We start from the raw sequence: 19,090 nt of genomic DNA on the forward strand, positions 1-19,090 counted from the left end.
GAATGACGGTACGCTGACTTTATCCGTGACCTTAACGGACACCGCAGGCAATGCAGCCACAGCAGTGACCGCCAGCAGCACGTTAGATACTACAAGCCCAATGGTAACGACGTTCAGCGCCTCTGATCCTACGCTTAAAGTCGGAGAAACGGCGACTGTTTCAATTACATTAAGCGAAACCAGCAATGATTTTTCTGTCGAAGACATCAGTGTATCCGGTGGCACCCTAAGTAATTTTTCGGCAAGTTCTGGTACGCAATATAGTGTTGTGTTTACGCCTAACGAAAATACAGAAGCCAATGCTACTTTAGACATTAATGCGAGTAAATTTACAGACAGTGCAGGTAATGCCAATACAGCTGCACAACAGTTGATCTTGAGTGTTGATACCAGCATTCCTAGTGGGCATGCAGTAGATATCGATCAGACATTGATCAACCGTGACAATGAATCTGCATTGAGTTTTACGTTAACTGGTTTAGAGGGGACAGGCACGTTTACTTACAGCGTAACAGACTCAAATAATCAGTCTGTTACGGGCAATGGGAATATTAATGCTGCTACGGCTCAGGTATCTGCGGTTAATGTCAGTAACTTAGCAGAAGGTACTTTAACGTTAGCGGTGATTATCACTGATGCGGCTGGGAACAGTGCTAGCCTTATCTCTGATACAGTTACCAAAAAATACAATGTGGCACCAACACTTAGTGGGGATCCTGCGAATTCCATTGCGCAAGGGCAAGCATATAGCTTTACCCCAACTCTGGTTGACCCTGATGAACAAGACACACATACCTATAGCGTTACAAATTTACCCAATTGGCTAACCTTCAATTCGGGCACAGGAAGCCTTTCTGGTACCCCAGCGGATTCAGATGTAGGTCAGTACAATGGTATTTTGATCTCCGTGAGCGATGGAACGGATACAGCCTCCTTGACGAGCTTTAATCTTGAAGTAACCAATGTCAATGATGCACCGAATGGCACAGCCTTTAGTTTTTCTACAGAAGAAGCGGGGCTGCTAAGTATTAGCGCACAGGCGGGCTTGTTGAGTACGGCAACCGATGACGATACTGATAGTGGCGATACATTAATAGTAGAGCAGGTTTCAGCCCCGTCATTTGGTCAGTTAACGCTGAACACAGACGGTAGCTTTACCTATCAACATGATGGAAGTGAAAACCACGCAGATCAGTTTACTTTCCGAGTCAAAGACGCATCCAATTCAGTTTCTGATACCTACACGGTATCCATTACGGTAACGCCTGTCGCAGATGCGCCTACGGCTGTTAATGACGTACTTACAGTGACAGAGGACAATTCAGGAACTTTAGATCTGCTGGCCAATGACAGCGACCCTGAGCAGGATATCGTAGCATCGTCAGCAACTGTGATCACAGCCCCAACAAAAGGCACAGTCACCATATTAAACGGCGTTGCAACATATTCGCCAAATAGCGATGAGAATGGAAGTGATTCGTTTACCTATGCGGTAAAAGATGCACAGCAAAACACTTCTAACACTGCAACAGTATCGGTGACTATTACTGCTCAAAATGACCTTCCAGTGGCAAAAGAGTTGGTGATCAATACTTCCGAAGATACCGATTCAGATCCGCTTCAGGTGCGTGCTCAAACCACGGATATTGAAGATGGCATTCCTACGGGAGATTTAGCAATAGCTTCACAGCCTGCCAAAGGTTCGGTGGCAATTGATCAACTGCAAGGGACATTTACTTATCAACCAAGCGCAAATCAAACGGGCGCAGACAGCTTTACGTATACCGTGGCAGATAGTGCTGGCGACGTGTCTGCACCAATGACCGTTACGGTCAACATAGGTGCAATAAATGATAAGCCAGTAGCTGTTGGAGATAGCGTGACGACCAACGAGGATGTCAGCACTACGTTATCAATTCTATCCAACGATAGCGATGTTGAAGATCAAGGCTTTAATGGCGCCAACATTACACTTGAAGATCAAGGAAATGGCGCAGGAAATTACGCAAAAGCGGTGGTCACGATTCAAGCCGATGGGCAGTTAAGTATTGCACCTGTTGCAGATCAAAACGGTGTGCTTACGTTTAACTATACACTGACCGATAGCGAAGGGTTAGTGTCAGATCCGGCGACAGTCAACGTGACGCTTACACCGGTCAATGATGCGCCAGTGGCGAACGACAATACGGCGAGCTTGCAAGAAGAAGGGTCTTTTGAAGTCAATGTTCTGGGTAACGATACTGATGTTGATGATAATGACAGCTTTAATCTATCAAGTGTTACGGTTATTGACCAACCTCAATTCGGTCAGGCAGTTGCAAACGCACAAGGCGCTATCGTCTATACACCTAATGAGCATTACTTTGGTGACGATTCATTTACTTACACAGTTCAAGATACAGCGGGAGCAACATCGAACAAAGCAATAGTCACTATGACAGTGACCCCTGTCAACGACGCTCCAGTGGCACAAGCGCAAGCCCTTAGTTTAGATGAAGATGCCAGCTTAGTTGTGACGTTAAATGCCACGGACCAAGAAAATGATTCACTGAGTTACCGAATTTTAACGGGTGTCTCCAACGGTACATTAGTACAGCAGTCAGGTACAACTTGGTTATATACCCCAACGTCAGATTTTAATGGTGGCGATAATTTCACCTTTGTAGCTAATGATGGCACTGACGACTCTGAAGCTGCCAGTGTAACCTTGACCGTAAATCCCATTAATGACCAACCAACGGTGACAAGTCAACAAGTTAATGTGGATGAAGAAACTGCCATTGCTATTACTTTGAGTGCTCAGGATATCGATAATGACAGCCTGACCTATCAAATTGTAAGTGAACCAAATAGGGGGACTTACCTACTCAGTAATAATGTTGTGACCTACACGGGTAATCTAAACGACTTTGGCGAGGATAGCTTTACGTTTAAAGTCAATGATGGGCAAATTGACTCCGACCTTGCGACGGTCAATATCACCATTAATAACATCAATGACGCACCGGAAATATCGGGTACGCCGAGTGAGCAGGTAAACGAAGACAGCACATATAATTTTGTGCCAACCGCAGACGATAAAGATGGTGATGCTCTGTCGTTCACGATTGAAAATAGGCCAAACTGGCTTAGTTTTAATACCGCAACAGGGGCGTTAACAGGCATTCCAGAGAATAGCCATGTTGGAGTGTATAACAATATTGTGATCAGCGTATCTGATGGGGAGCTTTCGACTTCACTAACTGCGTTTTCAATTACAGTAAATAATACCAACGATGCGCCGACTATCGGCGGTGTTCCATTAACATCTGTGGACGAAGACAGTGCGTATAGCTTTACGCCTGTAGCGGCCGATGTTGATGGCGATACGTTGAGTTTCAGTGTTCAAAATGCGCCTGCTTGGGCTAGCTTTAACCCTTCAACAGGCGCACTTACAGGTACACCACAAGATCATGATGTCGGTAATTATACAAACATTACGGTGTCAGTGAGTGATGGCCAAGCGTCAGCGACATTGGCGGCCTTTGATATTGCGGTCAATAATACCAATGACTCACCTGTCGGTCTTAACCGTAGTTTCAACGTCAATGAAGGTGGATCATTAGGTGTTGATGCTAGCAATGGCTTACTCAGCAGTAACTTTGTATTTGACGACGACCTTGATAGCGCCGATTTTCTATCAATTGTTGATATCAGTCAGCCATCATTCGGCACACTTACTATCAATGCTGATGGTAGTTTCACATATCAGCACGATGATAGCGAAACACAAAACGATAACTTCACTTACCGAATTCAAGACAGCTTTGGGACATTGTCAAATGTTGTCACCGCAAGTATTTCAATTGCGCCAGTTTCTGAAGCACCTATCGTGCAAGACGACAGTGCGCAAACGAATGAAGACACGGCAGTTACCATCAACTTGCTGGACAATGACTCGGATCCTGAAGGGGATATCGTGGCCTCTTCGGCAATCGTAGTTGATCAGCCAACAATTGGTGCTGTTTCAATTGAAAATGGTGTAGCGACTTACACGCCCAACTTAGATGTAAATGGCTCTGACCTATTTACCTATATTGTATCTGATCAAACGTCAAATAACTCGGAGAAAGCGACGGTATCGATCGTCATTTCCCCCGTAAATGATAGGCCTCAGGTACAAGCGATCAATGCAAATATTGAAGAAGATGCACAGCAAACAAGTATCAATGTAAGAGCATTTGCAACAGATGTTGAAGATGGCATTCCCACCGGCGCGATAGCACTGGTAGCACAGCCCGTCAAAGGAAGTGTAGTAGTTAACAACGCAGCAGGAGCCATAAATTATACGCCGTTTGAAAATGAAGAAGGGGCTGACAGCTTTACTTACACCATAGCTGATAGCAATGGCACAGTATCTGAATTGGGCAGTGTTTCTATCAATATTGGTCAAGTGAACGATGCGCCAATTGCGACTGATGACAGTATTAATACACTAGAAGATACACAAGTCACTCTAAGCGTATTGAGTAATGATAATGATGTCGAAGATGCGGGTTTCAATGGCGCGAATATCACATTGCAAAATGACGGAACGTTTGATTTTGCAATCGTATCAATATTGGCTGATGGCCGCTTGCAAATCGACCCTGTACAAGATCAAAATGGTCAGTTTAATTTCACATATACTTTAACTGACAGTGAAGGGTTAAGCTCTTTACCAGCCACTGTCACACTCACAATAGACGCGGTCAACGATGCTCCAGTAGCCACTGACGATACTGCATCGCTTGATGAAGAGGGGGTTTTTGCCGTCAATGTCTTAGGTAATGACCTAGATGTAGATGGTAACAATGAACTTGATGTATCAACTGTGACCGTAGTCACGCCGCCGACAAAAGGGCAAACGACCATCGATAGCTTAGGCCGTATCGTCTACAGTGCCAGCACAAATGAAGTGGGCAATGATAGCTTCACTTACACTGTCAGGGACAAAGCTGGGGCGTTGTCTAATATTGCGACTGTTGTGATGACGATAGACAATGTCAATGACGCACCTCAGGCGCAAGATGACCGCTATTCTGAAGAAACCTTTGATGAGGCTACTGGAACTTACCGCTTGGCTGTTTTGAGTAACGACAGTGATGTTGATATTGGTGATTCACTTACCCTGTTGAGTGCACAGGCTTCAGTGGGCAATGTGCAGGTCCAAGGAAGTGAGCTTATTTATACACCAGAAGCTTCTTTCAATGGTGTCGTTATTATCGAGTATGTTGTTAAAGATGAAGTGGGGGAGATAAGTCGCGCGATAGCTGAGCTTACGGTAAATAGAAATGATGCACAGGGCACGCCACCCTCAATCACCGTACCGGCTGATGTGAATGTAGACGCAACCGCATTGTTTACCAAAGTGAACCTGGGGAACGCCACTGCTACCGACAGCAATGGCAACGTGATTGGTGTGTCACTCGTCGACAATAACGTGTTGTTCCCTCCTGGCCGGCACCTTGCCACTTGGAGAGCTGAGGACAGCAATGGCTTGAGTACATTTGCAACTCAGAATGTATTCGTCAACCCGTTAATTTCTTTGGCTAAAGATGTTCTGCTTTCAGAAGGCCAGAGCTTTACTTTAGGCGTTTATTTAAATGGAGAGGCTGCTCAATACCCTGTGGAAGTTCCTTATACAATTTCTGGATCTGCAACGAGCGCAGACCATACATTATCCGATGGTTCAATCACCATCAATTCGGGCATCGAAGGACATATCACATTCAATATTTTTGAAGACGGGCAAAGCGAAGGTAACGAATCCATTATTGTGACGTTGGATGAAACGTTAAATAGAGGAGCCAAATTCACCACGCAAATTACCATTGTTGAAGATAATGTCGCACCTGATATCGAATTAAGTGCCTCTCAAAATAATGAGCGACGTACCACTGTGACTGCCAATGAACAGTTAGTAACCATTTCCGCACAGGTTACAGATCCTAACTTAGGCGATACAGTTTCATTGCAGTGGGCACCGTTAAATACCGAACTACAAAATATCAGCACTGTCGAAAATGAATTTGTATTTTCCCCACAGGCGCTGACAACAGGTGTTTATGGTGTTTCGATTACGGCATTAGATAATGGGCAGCCAAGTCTTTCAAGCACCGCTCAAATATATCTAGAAGTGGTCCCCGAATTGGCAGTTTTGACTGGCCAAGATACAGATGGAGACCTGATCCCAGACAACGAAGAAGGTCACACAGATTCTGACAATGATGGTATTCCCGATTACCAAGATGCAATCACCGATTGTAACGTTATGCAAGAGCAGGTGACTGAGTCTTCGCAATTTTTAATTGAAGGCGAGCCGGGCGTATGTATTCGAAAAGGAGTGACTATTGCACAAAATAGTACCGGTGGGGTGCAGTTGCTACCAGAAGAAGTTCAAGCGGATGATGTGGCAACAAATATAGGTGGCCTATTTGATTTTATCGCTGTTGGCCTTCCTCAAGCTGGAGACAGTTATAGCATTGTTATTCCGCAGCGCAATCCGATACCAGTCAATGCTGTATATCGCAAGTTGAAAGGCACCCAGTGGGTTGATTTTGCAGTTGATGAGCAAAATAAAATATTTTCGTCATTAGGAGAGCCTGGCTATTGTGCTCCTCCGGGTAGTGATGTGTGGCAAGCTGGCTTAACTGAGGGGCATTGGTGCGTAAAACTACAAATTGTGGATGGTGGCCCCAATGATGATGATGGCATTGCCAATGGTAGTATTATTGATCCAGGAGGTGTCGCGGTGATCAGCAATGGCAATAATCTACCAGTTGCGATATCTGATGAGTTAACAGTAGGGGCTGGTCAATCAATTCAAATTGATGTGTTGGCGAATGATTCAGATGGCGATGGAGATGCTCTGACTATTACGAGTGCCTCAGTCGATTTTGGCGTGGTTATAATTGAAGACAATAAGCTGATTTATACTCCGCCACTGACATTTGTGGGATTAGCCACAATTCAATACAGTATTACTGACGGCCAAGGAGGTACAGCAAGTAGCACAGTTACAGTTAATTTAGCGGTGAATTCAGCACCAAGGACTCAGCTTGACCAAGCTTCGACAACAGATAGGGCTGCAATAACCATCAATGTACTTGACAATGACTTTGACGTAGATGGTGATACGTTCTCAATCATAGAAGCGATTGCGCAAAATGGCGCCGTAAGCATCAATGATGATGGGACATTAACCTATACACCCAGATCCGGTTTTGAAGGTGTCGATATCGTTACTTACACAGTTGTGGATAGCAAAGGGGCAATATCTCAAGGGATGGCGCAGGTGACGGTAACTGCGTACAAAGCTGTCAATATTGAAAATAAATCGTCAGGTAGCCTAGGAGGAGGCCTAATAGTGATACTTTCTGCGTTAATAATACGAAGACGAAAAGCAATATTACCTAGCTTTGCTTTGGTTTCAATGAGTTGTTTACTTTCTAACACTGCGTATGCAGATAGCTGGACTTTAAAGGGGACTTTAGGCGAAGCGAGAGCCAGTGATAGAGTTGATAATAATAACTCCGGTTTACAAATAAAGAATGTGGACGATACAAGTGAATCGTGGTCAGTTAGTAGCTATTACGAGCTATTACCGAGTTGGCATGTTGGTATTGGGTATGTTGATTTAGGACAAGGGCGAGTTGATTTTGAAGGGACGAGTTTGTCTCCAGCCGAGGCTCATATTGCGGTGTCGCGCATAGCACCCGTTTTACCTGAAGGGTTTACTGTGCAGGTCAACTACGATTTGTTTACCTGGAATAATATTTCAAGTGAAGTATTTGTTGGTGCATTTGACTGGGAATACAAGATAAACAGCACGCGAGATAATCGTTTTTTGCAAAGTTATGAAGCGGGTGAAACAAATGCTTTTATGGGGGCTGAGTTGGGATATAAGTTCAATCAACGCCTTGAGGTAGGAGTTCAATATCGTTACTTTGATATTAGTGAAAACAACATCAGTGATTTTTCGTTGTTTGTCGGAGTACAATTTTAAGTTAACTAGACTGTCAGAGAGCAATCGCTCACTGACAGTCTAATTTTAATTGCATTTTCCAGCTTAAGTATCATGCTAATTCTGAGTGTCAGAATTTCTCCTACCTCTTGTTTAAAATCGATCAATGACGGTGCTTATATGTAATTAATGTTACATAAAATTGTTAAAGGTTACAGCCCCAGTATTAGTTTAATCGTTTGCATCGGCTCACTTAAGTATCTAAGAGTGTGAGTTCTTTCTCTAGGTTGTTGAATAAGCGTCAATAAGAATAATCTAATATTATGTGTTGATTTTGTTATCAGTGTGAATTTTTTGGGGTGTTTTTGTGGGTGTTTTGTGGTTTTTGTTCTTTTATTATTTGTAGTATGTCTTGGGTAGTATTTTCCACATCTTATATTGGCAATGAAAAGATTAATATAAACGACGATTAATTTGTTTTTTGTTGATCTTAATTTCACTAAAGTGTATAAACTCACTTAATTTAAAGTGGTCTGATGTTTTTAAATGGAATTAATGCGCCGATATATGAGTTCTGCTCTTTTTGATAGTTCATACTTATCGAATTCAGTAGCTTTAAAAACCTTCGTAATTATATTTTCATGTGTAATTTCGGTTGCGTATTATGAGGGTTTTTACTACCAATATAATCATCCTAAATGGATGGCTTTTGACGTTTTTTGTACTCTTGTTTTTATATATGCTATCCGCTCTTGCAACGCTGTTAAGCTTAATTTAATAGGTGTAACAATTAGCATGTTAGTTTTATACATGCTTGTTTCTTTAGCTTGGGCTCCAAACACGTTTGAATCCCTGTTGTTTATCTGTAGGTTTTTAGCTTATACCTTATCGATACATATAATCGTTTCTTCTTTCTCTAAAGAAAAGCTATTTGGCATACTAACTGATAGCGTTCTATATACTTCTATATTTTTTAGCGCTGCTACGATTTACGAAAGATATTGGTTGGACATTCCTTATTCAAGCCAAAACTTCTCTCCAATAGGGTTTGTGAATTACCTAGGTCATGTATTAAATATCTGGATCCCAATACTGGTTTTATCTATTTACAGTAAGCGTAAATCTTTCCCTCATTTGCTGTGTGGCCTTATCAGTTTGGCATTTCTAATGCACTTGTTGGTTGAGTCAAACATTCGGGGCACTATCCTAGGGCTGTTGCTGGGAGAAATAGTGGTCATATGTACTATTTTGCTCAAAACAAAAAAAATACCTATTAAGTATTTTTCAATTTCAGTTGCATTTTTGTGCGCGATAGTGAGTTTTAACGCTATTGATGAGTTGGGTTTATCAAAACTGGAAAGGCAGTTTAAATCGATTCAGTCATTGGACACTGGAAGAGAGGATTTGTTTTTGAATACATTAGATATGATCAAGGACAATCCGCATGGAGTCGGCGTAAACAGCTTTGAATTAATTCACCAGAAATACGCAAAAGCGGGCACAGAAAACTCTTCTCCTTATATTACTGAGCTAAGTATATTGAAAACACCTTATAACATATTGTTAAAATTCTACAGTGAACTTGGGTTTATAGGTGGCTCTTTATTTTTAGTAATTTTTGGCTTTATTTTCGTTCAGGCGTTTGTAAATTTGTTGAAAGGGGATTACGTAGATGCTTGGATCTTTATGGCTGTATTCTCCTTGTACTTCCATTCTATGTTTAGCTCTGTATTTTTAACTCCTGCAAGTTTGTTTTTTTCGATTTTTTTATTCTCGCTTATGCTTTTGAGAGGAAATAACTACTTTTCCAGAACTGTTAGTTTGGAAATAAAACCCGTTCTTCTATATCTACCGATAATCATAATTTTAGGCTATTTGTCTACCTTAAAAACAATATCAGGAAACTTGTCGACTACAGGGTACCGCCTAGGTGAAACAGATAGGGTGAAGCATGCACTTGAAGTGAATCCTTATGATTATTTTGCGGCACTAAGATTGTTTGAACTGTATTTGATAATGGAGCGTAACGAAGAAAAAGCGTTAAAAAGCTTAGAGCATGCAATAGAACTATATCCTTACAATTTATATATGTTAATTCGAGCTGCCGAGGTTGCTGCTCAAATTGGGCTTAATGATAAAGCTGAAGCGTATAAAGCGCGCGCTTTAGAGATAAACCCACACAATAATCAAGCTTTATCAGTAAACACGGGAGGGAAGTTACGAGAATAAATAGCAAAACTAATACACCCTCACTTTCAAAAGTACCGAGTTCATTGATGAACGTTATTTTATTAAAGGAAAACAACGAAAATGAATAAATTACATTATCTCGCCCTGACGCTACTCGCTTGTCTTAGCGTTTCAGGATGTGGCGGTAGTGGTGATAAAGCGTCAAATGACGCAGGCAACCAACCTGTTGTTCAACCGGACCCAAAACCGGATCCAAAACCGAATCCAGACCCCGATAAAGGAGTCGCAGATCATACTGTGAAGCAATCTAAATTAGGTAGCAGCCGCATCCAGGAAACAACTTCAGGTGCACATGATTTAGCCGCGACAGTCTCTATTGTTACTAAAAAAGCAAGCTCTGAAAACTATAGCTTGTCGAATGCCGCAACGAACTAATTAAATTAAAGAATAAATAAAGGGAATATATGTTTACTAAAAATGCGATAGCAGTTGCCCTTGCAGCTGTGAGCGCTATGTCTGCGCCTGCAATTGCCGCTCAGCTTAACCATCAAGGTACATTAACTAATTCAAATACTCAGGAAGCTGTGAACGGCACGGTTTCAATGACGTTTAAGTTGTACTCACAAGATCAGGTTGTTTGGGAGTCGACAGAAAATGTTGACGTAGTCGACGGTGCATACTCAATCAGACTTGGCCAAAACAATGCGATTGATGCAGCAGTATTTAAAAACAAAGACCTAGAACTTGGGATCACAGTCGGTGATGATTCAGAAATGTCACCGCGTTTGAGCATTGATACAGCGCCAAGTGCTTATTACGCAGATATCGCCAGTAAAGTTGAAGGTGAAGTTGATGCTACATCGGTCTCAGTCGGTGGTAACGTGATTATTGACGAAAATGGTCAATGGAAAGGAGACACAACAGGGCTGCGCGGTGCGGATGGTATTGACGGCATTAATGGTAAAGACGGCGTTGATGGTAAAGATGGTGCTGATGGTAAAGATGGTGCTGATGGGCAACCTGGTGCGCAAGGTGAAAAAGGTGATACTGGTGCACCTGGCGAAAAAGGTGACACAGGCGCCCCAGGTGAAAAGGGTGAAAAAGGTGATACCGGGGCCCAAGGGGAAAAGGGTGATAAAGGCCTTCAGGTAAAAGGTGCGTGGAGTGACACTTCGGCATATGCAGTGGATGACGTCGTTTCTTTTGGTGGGAGTATCTATATTGCGGTAGCTGCGATAAGTGCGCCAGAAGATGAACAGACAAATCTAGACCCGGTATCAGCGCCAAATGTGTGGAGTTTATTAGTCGCTAAAGGTGAGCAAGGCGCTCAGGGCGAGCAAGGTGAGCAAGGTATTCAAGGTCTGCCTGGTGAACAGGGTGCGCCTGGCACTGCTGGTGAGAAAGGCGAAAAGGGCGAAAAAGGTGAGCAGGGCATCCAGGGTATTCAAGGTATTCAGGGGATCCAAGGTGAACAAGGTATCCAAGGTGTGCCCGGTGAAAAAGGCGAGCAAGGTATTCAAGGTGAACAAGGCGTTCAAGGTATCCAAGGCGAAAAAGGTGACCGAGGCTTGCAAGTCAGAGGTGAGTGGAGTGGCAGTGCAGCATATGCTATCGACGATGTAGTTTCTTTTGAAGGCAGTGTATATATTTCTATTGTTGAGGTAGCTGCACCAGCTGAAGGAGGCATCAATTTAGCACCGATCGCCTCACCAGGAGTTTGGACTTTGCTTATCGCTAAAGGTGAGCAAGGACTTCAAGGTGAAAGAGGCCTGCAAGGTGAAAAAGGCGACGCTGGTTCCCAAGGTGAAAAAGGTCTGCAAGGTGATAAAGGCGACAAGGGTGACAAAGGCGAAGCAGGTGCTCAAGGTATCCCTGGTGAGAAAGGTGACCAAGGCTTACAAGGCTTAAAAGGTGACAAAGGTGATACCGGTCTTCAAGGTATTCAAGGTATTCAAGGTATCCAAGGTCTTCGCGGTGAGAAAGGTGAACAAGGCGAGCAGGGTATTCAGGGTACTCAGGGTATTCAAGGCGATAAAGGTGATAAGGGTGACAAAGGTGATAAGGGTGATCGTGGTCTTGTCATCAAAGGCAATTGGAGTGCAACAGAGGCTTATAACGTAGATGATATTGTTGTACACGCGAACAATGCCTATGTCGCCAGAATCGCAGTTTCTGCGGTGGTTGAAGGAAATGAACCTAATTTACCACCTTCTAACACCAATAATAGTTGGTTGTTATTATTTAATGGTGTGGGTTCAGGTCTGGCAGGTAAAGATGGCCTAGACGGAGCTAAGGGTGAACAGGGTATTCAAGGCCTTCCTGGTGAACCTGGTGCTGCTGGTGAAAAAGGTGACAAAGGTGAGCAAGGTATTCAAGGTATTCAAGGTCTTCCTGGTGCGCAAGGTATCCAAGGTGAAAAAGGTGACCAAGGTCTACAAGGCCTGAAGGGTGACAAAGGAGATCCTGGTGCACAAGGTATTCAGGGTATTCAAGGAGAAAAAGGTGACCAAGGTATTCAGGGTATTCAAGGTGAAAAAGGGGACAAAGGGGACAAAGGCGATAAAGGTGATCGCGGCTTAAGTATCAAAGGAAGCTGGAGTGCGACAGAAGGCTATCAAGTTGACGATGTTGTTGTTCATGAAAATAACGCTTATGTTGCTCGACTAGTCATCGCGGCTGTAGTTGAGGGTGACGAGCCAAACCTTCCACCATCAAATACTAACAACAGTTGGCTGCTATTGTTTAATGGCGTTGGCTCGGGTTTAGCCGGTAAAGATGGTCTAGATGGTGAAAAGGGTGCACCAGGTGAAAAAGGTGAACCAGGAACACCGGGAGCTCCAGGTGCACCGGGCGAAAAAGGTGAAAAGGGCGAACCTGGTGAAAAAGGCCAAGATGGAGCTAACGGCCTAAATGGTAAAGATGGTGCCAATGGTAAAGATGGCGAAAAAGGTGAAAAGGGCGAACCTGGTGAAAAAGGCCAAAAGGGTGATAAAGGCCTACAAGTCGTAGGTGCTTGGTCTTCAACTGCCGCTTATTCAGTTGATGACGTTGTTACCTTTGAAGGTAGTGCTTACATTGCAAAAGTTGCTATCCCAGCTGGTGAGCAAGCAAACTTATCACCGAAAGACGGATCAGCACAATGGGTGTTATTTGCATCTAAAGGTGATACTGGTATTCAGTTTATTGCTGGCGGTTATAATTTAGTTACAGAGTTTGTTGCAGGCGATGTGATCACATATATGGGAAGTGCATATATTGCAACGCAAAACACAGTAGCTGTACCTCCGACAGACCCTCAGGGTAATCTGCAGCAGCCGTGGCAGTTACTTGCGAAAGGCGCAAGTTATGATGAGTCTCAGTTTGCACTAAAAGCTGATTTACCAGATATGACCGTGTATGTGACAAAAGCTGAATTCACTTCTGGCTTAGAATCAAAAGCAGACAGCATTACGGTAACAGGCTTACTTGAAACTAAAGTGGACAAAGCGACCTTTGATACGGCATTGGCAGGCAAAGCCAATCAAACAGCAGTAGATACAGCGCTTGGTCTGAAAGCCAACAAAGCGGACATGGATACGGCATTGGCAGGCAAAGCCAATCAAACAGCAGTAGATACAGCGCTTGGTCTGAAAGCCAACAAATCGGACATGGATACGGCATTAGCAGGCAAAGCCAATCAAACAGCAGTAGATACAGCGCTTGGTCTGAAAGCCAACAAAGCGGACATGGATACGGCATTGGCAGGTAAAGCCAATCAAACAGCAGTAGATACGGCGCTTGGTCTGAAAGCCAACAAAGCGGACATGGATACGGCATTAGCAGGCAAAGCCAATCAAACAGCAGTAGATACAGCACTTGGTCTGAAAGCCAATAAAGTGGACGTAAATACAGCATTAGCAGGAAAAGCCAATCAAACTGCTGTAAATAATGCACTTGCGTTGAAAGCTAATAAGGCAGATATGGATTCAGCTTTGGCAGGTAAAGCCAATCAAACAGCTGTAAATAATGCACTTGCGTTGAAAGCAAATAAGGCGGATGTGGATTCGGCTTTGGCGGGTAAAGCAAATCAAACAACGGTAGATACAGCGCTTGGCCTGAAAGCTAACAAGGCGGATATGGATACCGCATTGGCAGGAAAAGCTAACCAAACTGATGTTGATAATGCCGTTTTACATGTCATGAAGTACAACCCAGCGAAAATCACATGGACAGAATCGCATTCATATGAAGCGGGTGAGTTAACAAGGTTCCCATTTACTGGTCACATGTATATTGCATTGAAAGATGTACCTAATGATCAGGGGATCAGACCAAATTCACATACAGATTATTGGACTGTATTTTTAGAAGGGACCGCTCCGGCTGATTTGAAGTTCATATTTGCTACTAGTCAGACATACACCGCCGATTTGGGAGGTACTGTGGGTGCAGATGCTAAGTGTCAAGCGGCCGCTAATGCGAGTAATTTGCTACCGAAAGGGAATTATCATGCGATAATACTTGGAAACTATTCAAGTAGTGGATACTTTTTCAACAGTGGGGTTACTTATTACCGCCCTGATCTTAAAGTAGCCGCAGCGAATTTGACTTCGTTTTCACAAATGACTAGCCTGAACGTTCCAATTAACCTTGATGAAAATGGTAATCAAGTTAGTGGTTATGCGTGGACAAACATGGTCTCGTCAGGCGCGAGACATAACTGGCAAGCATGTGGCGGGTTTTCTTCAAGATATGGAATGTGGGATATGTATGTTCGAGATGGCTCTATGATTGGTAATGTGGATAGCACAGACTCAACGTGGAGATCCCATTCGAATCAAACTTGTGACCAACAGGCGAGATTGTACTGCGTTCAAAATTAAATACCATTAACAGTAAAAGCTTATTCATTGAATAGGCTTTTTGGACTGGTGGGAATTGGTCGATATTTAGAACTGAACTAACGATAACCAGTTTTAAAATGGGTAGTTGTAAGGTCAGTTCTAACTTAGGTTCTTTTCAGTCCAAACTGCTTTACTAATAAAGAGCGTTTCCATCGGTGTTCTGCGACAGCAGGTTTTACCTTGATGGAGTCGCTCATTTATTCATTATTCTTGTGAACCATCCAAATCTGCTTTGAAGCCTGACCTCTTTGGAGTTGCATAGCATATGCAACAATGACTAACTCGATTTCTTACCTTGGTTACTCTATGGCTTTGATTGAGTGCAGCTTTATCACGGCAGGTTTTTTTACTTGCAAGCAACAGTTAAATAAACTCAGTCATACGTCTTTATACTGAGGTGAAGTTGAGTAAGCAGATTTTGTGTTTAATCACAGGCGGATAGCAAGAGCCATTGGAGTTACCAGTTTGGTTTGTATAAGAGACTTTAATTAAACTGGTAACTTTATTTGAAAAGTAAAATGTCAGATCAGGCTGTTTATGGTCATAGCCATTCCTAATTTATGCGAACTTCAAACTTTTTAGAATAACGTTGTTGAATTGCTCGCGCTCGACTGCTGTCAGCGAATCGACTATCTAGAGTACCGTGGTTAAAGCGCTCCATGAATACTTCACCTTCACATGACTTTTTAGTATTGAGCACAGAGTCATTTAGACCTTCAAGCGACGCTAAGTCTATACTTAAGCTGCCGTCATCATTGGTATCAATATAATTTTCAACAACACTGGCCTCATTACCATCATTCTTTTTGCATCTTATTGTAAGTTTTGCATCAAGTTGGGTATTATTTTGTTTGTTATCTGACCAACTAACTTCAAGTGTATCTGTTTTATGAAAAGATTGGTTTTCTTGAGGGGTAATAATCGTAAATGGCTTTGGCATAATCAGCGTGGTCTTTAGCGCGTCGCCAAATGAATCTCTCGTCAGGGTCACTACATATCTAGTGCCTTCTTCGGAAATATTGAACACAGCACGATAATCAATATCAAAAAAGTCATCGTCTCTTTTTAATTCCTTGGTAACACCTGCGGCATTGGCCTCTAGCCTGTCTCTGCCAGTCAGCTTAATATTACTGCCATGTCTGCTGCTGACATTGAGCTCAGCAATAACACGGCTATCGTTGCCTTGTGATGTAACATATATATCGGCCCAGATGGATTCTGTTTCGACATTCTTAGATTCTGTGGTATCAGTGGAGCATCCTGCTAAAAGTAGAAGAGGTATAGCTGCGAACGATTTTATTTTCATTTTGGTACCCGCGATAAAAAAGTGTACCTAATATTAGTATTCTTTTAATTAAACTAAAATACAATATAACAATTTTAAACAAATTAAATGTGTTGTGTATTTAATCGCTTTTGAGATGTTATGCAGAGAAGTTAAGTTGAACTTCCATGTTCAGGTAAAAATCTAGTTCACTTTATTGGAACAATATGAATATAAAATGGATTTTTGCATTTAGCAATATTAAAAGCATAAAACATGCGAATTTACATATGGTTATAAAACCATATTGGTACTTTAGGTTTATCGGTTAGGTAATTTTGTTGCAGATCTCAACCAATAAATGCGTTTCTGTATTTTTTGTGACCAGCTACTCACGTTGTGGCAATCTTGATGAGATCACCACTTATGATGGCTATTGATAAATAGATGAACAAACAAAAGTTCCTGCCTGACTCATAATTTACTATCTGCACGCCTTACCAATTGTTTCCACTTTTTCCGTGTATTTCTGACTAGATTCTAATTCCTTGTTTGTGTCAATAACACTGTACTTGACTCTAACTCAGTATCTTCCATGGTATTGTTTTTTTTCGAAATGTATTCTCGTGGTATGCCCATATCAACGCCATTGTAGTCACATACTCCTTGAGGAAAAATACGCTGTAATTCGTCGATATATAAGGACATATCAATGACTCCGTATACACCGCTTTCAATGGCTGTTTTCACTGGCATAAGTGGGCATTTGAACATTGCACCATCCCAATGACCCCCAGCTTCAATTCTGCTTGTACTAAACATAGGAAAACGGGCTTGGCACGCACCTTCCAAATTATTATTCCATTTGCCATTAAAAACGCCCTGACCAGAAGCAAATACGGAACCATCTTGGTCAAAGCAGCTGTCTTCCAAATTATCTGGCTTCGCATCAAGCACGTCCTGACTACTCGACGATTGTAATTTGGTTAACCAAGTGTCCATCATATCGAACGCTTGCTTAGTCGGATTATAGTCTTTGTGCGCGACCCAGATAATGTGATTTTTGCTGTGGCCGCGTGCTTGCTCAATGCGTAAACGACTATAGAAAGAGGCAGACATATGGTGCATATCTAATTCGTTTTCCAGATAGTGCCTCGCATCGATCACAGGAATGTCAATTTGGCCAATAAACACTTGTCCGGAATGATAGGCCTGTTGCATGGCTTCAATTGAACCGCTATGTCTCGGTGCGATGTCATTAATAGGAGTGGTAATATTGTGGTTGCCCCATAAAGTGAGCCAGATTGGCAGCTTGTGACCGAGTGGCAAGACAATTTCTTCTTGTTGCATTTGGTGTTGGGGCTTCCATGCACCAATATTGGCATTGAGGTGTAAAAATTCATCAATCGTAATTTTTTTGTCCTTAAGTGCATTTAACCCATATTGAACGCCAATATTGTCCCAAGTGCTGAGGCCAAGCCCATGTTCATCGACACCAAATACATGTGACATGTCTTGCCAATAACTCCAGTTAGTCTGATCTACAACGTATTGTGTAAAGTGTTCTCTAATAAAACCTTGTCTGGGATTGTTTATAAAGGCGGAAAGGCCAAAATAGCCATTAATGCATTCACTACTGCCTTTGGGGAAGCTTGGTACAAATCCAGACATGAGCTGATTAATCGGCTGCAAAAACCCGCCCTTTTGCGGGAAACCGTTGATGGCATTCATACCCTCAATAAGTCGGCGCCTCTCCCAGTTGCGCCAAGCCTTTTTGTCTTGTGCTCTGAAGGTGAAGTAATTATTAAGTAGATCGCAATCCAGTGCGTAAACGGTTTGGGTGATCATGTCTGGATAGCTGTATAGTGGAATTAAACCATCCAGAATACCAGTGCTATTTTGCGCAATTAAGTATTGTGCCAATCCACCGCCAGAACCGCCTACACCAACAGTGTAAAGGGGGTTGCCATATAAGCTTGTAAATTGTTTTTTTACTCTTCGCGCGGTGTCTTCTGCCAATAGCATGTTATAGGTATAACTGGTTTTATTGCCACTTGAACTAATAACTGCATAGCCATCCAGCAACTGTTGCGCTTGTCGTGTCATGACTCGAGACGCTTTTTGTCGGCCTTGTCTAAACCCGATCCCTGAGCCACCATTAAATTGATAAACTAGGCGCTTATTCCATTTACTTTTGGCGAGCCGATCACCGACTTCAACGCTTTTAATGGGCATGACAATCGTATAGATAAAGCGATTAATGGTTCCTTGTTCGACTCTGAATAAAGGCGTTTTAGTTTGTTTTGCAGTATTCACATCGTTTATTTTTACAGCTTTAAAAACATTGTTGTTTTTGACCAATGTGTAGTATTTAATTCTTGTTTTGACGCCACAATCTTTACTGTATCCGATAATTTTATCATCTTTATATACAGGTATACCGAGTGCCTGATGATTGTCTATTTCAGGCTGGCCAAGTAAGGAGTCTCGGGACATACAGTAAAATGGGTATTGATTGGGACCAGAGTATAAGTTGGTATTAGGCCCAATACCGTTGATAGGTATTGGAAACTGATAATACTCTTGGGGTCTTTTAATTTGAGAAATATGGCTTTTAAAGTCCAGTAAGTGGTTTGCGTGTGCTTGCGCACTATTTTGCACCGCAAATTTACGGTCTTCATTGGTTAGGTCCTGATATAGCCAAAAAGCAAAACTTGCAAAGACAAGAATAGTGACGGCCAACACGAACTTTTTAATCATACGCACCTC

General features: G+C 42.5%; 6 protein-coding genes. 4 read left to right on the forward strand and 2 right to left on the reverse strand.

Annotation, left to right across the window (positions count from 1 at the left end; all coding sequences use genetic code 11):
- The first annotated feature begins 25 nt into the window (after positions 1-25).
- The 4 genes from J8M00_RS00005 to J8M00_RS00020 all read left to right on the forward strand — a co-directional run bounded on the left by J8M00_RS00005 (position 26) and on the right by J8M00_RS00020 (position 15,036).
- Complete coding sequence (locus J8M00_RS00005; protein WP_211008333.1) at positions 26-8,026, forward strand: tandem-95 repeat protein; 8,001 nt, start codon at positions 26-28, stop codon at positions 8,024-8,026.
- 525 nt (positions 8,027-8,551) lie between these two features.
- Positions 8,552-10,213, forward strand: coding sequence for a DUF5957 family protein (locus J8M00_RS00010; protein ID WP_211008334.1), 1,662 nt, complete (start codon positions 8,552-8,554; stop codon positions 10,211-10,213).
- Positions 10,214-10,294: 81 nt separating this feature from the next.
- Complete coding sequence (locus J8M00_RS00015; protein ID WP_211008335.1) at positions 10,295-10,609, forward strand: hypothetical protein; 315 nt, start codon at positions 10,295-10,297, stop codon at positions 10,607-10,609.
- A 29-nt stretch (positions 10,610-10,638) separates the two neighbouring features.
- The gene (locus J8M00_RS00020) at positions 10,639-15,036 is read left to right on the forward strand and encodes a hypothetical protein (RefSeq protein ID WP_211008336.1); all 4,398 of its coding nucleotides are present in this window, start codon (positions 10,639-10,641) and stop codon (positions 15,034-15,036) included.
- Positions 15,037-15,610: 574 nt separating this feature from the next.
- On the opposite strand, the gene J8M00_RS00025 is transcribed toward J8M00_RS00020, so the two are convergent.
- Complete coding sequence (locus J8M00_RS00025) at positions 15,611-16,363, reverse strand: hypothetical protein (protein WP_211008337.1); 753 nt, start codon at positions 16,361-16,363, stop codon at positions 15,611-15,613.
- A 498-nt stretch (positions 16,364-16,861) separates the two neighbouring features.
- Complete coding sequence (locus J8M00_RS00030) at positions 16,862-19,081, reverse strand: DUF6351 family protein (protein ID WP_247687164.1); 2,220 nt, start codon at positions 19,079-19,081, stop codon at positions 16,862-16,864.
- Positions 19,082-19,090 lie beyond the last annotated feature (9 nt).

It is taken from the genome of Pseudoalteromonas luteoviolacea (genome assembly GCF_018100925.1).
GTDB classification, from domain to species: Bacteria; Pseudomonadota; Gammaproteobacteria; order Enterobacterales; family Alteromonadaceae; genus Pseudoalteromonas; species Pseudoalteromonas obscura.

Coding starts and splice junctions, on each gene's coding strand:
- J8M00_RS00010 (WP_211008334.1), top strand. CDS start 8,552: ATGAGTTCTGCTCTTTTTGATAGTTCATACTTATCGAATTCAGTAGCT.
- J8M00_RS00015 (WP_211008335.1), top strand. CDS start 10,295: ATGAATAAATTACATTATCTCGCCCTGACGCTACTCGCTTGTCTTAGC.
- J8M00_RS00020 (WP_211008336.1), top strand. CDS start 10,639: ATGTTTACTAAAAATGCGATAGCAGTTGCCCTTGCAGCTGTGAGCGCT.
- J8M00_RS00025 (WP_211008337.1), bottom strand. CDS start 16,363: ATGAAAATAAAATCGTTCGCAGCTATACCTCTTCTACTTTTAGCAGGA.
- J8M00_RS00030 (WP_247687164.1), bottom strand. CDS start 19,081: ATGATTAAAAAGTTCGTGTTGGCCGTCACTATTCTTGTCTTTGCAAGT.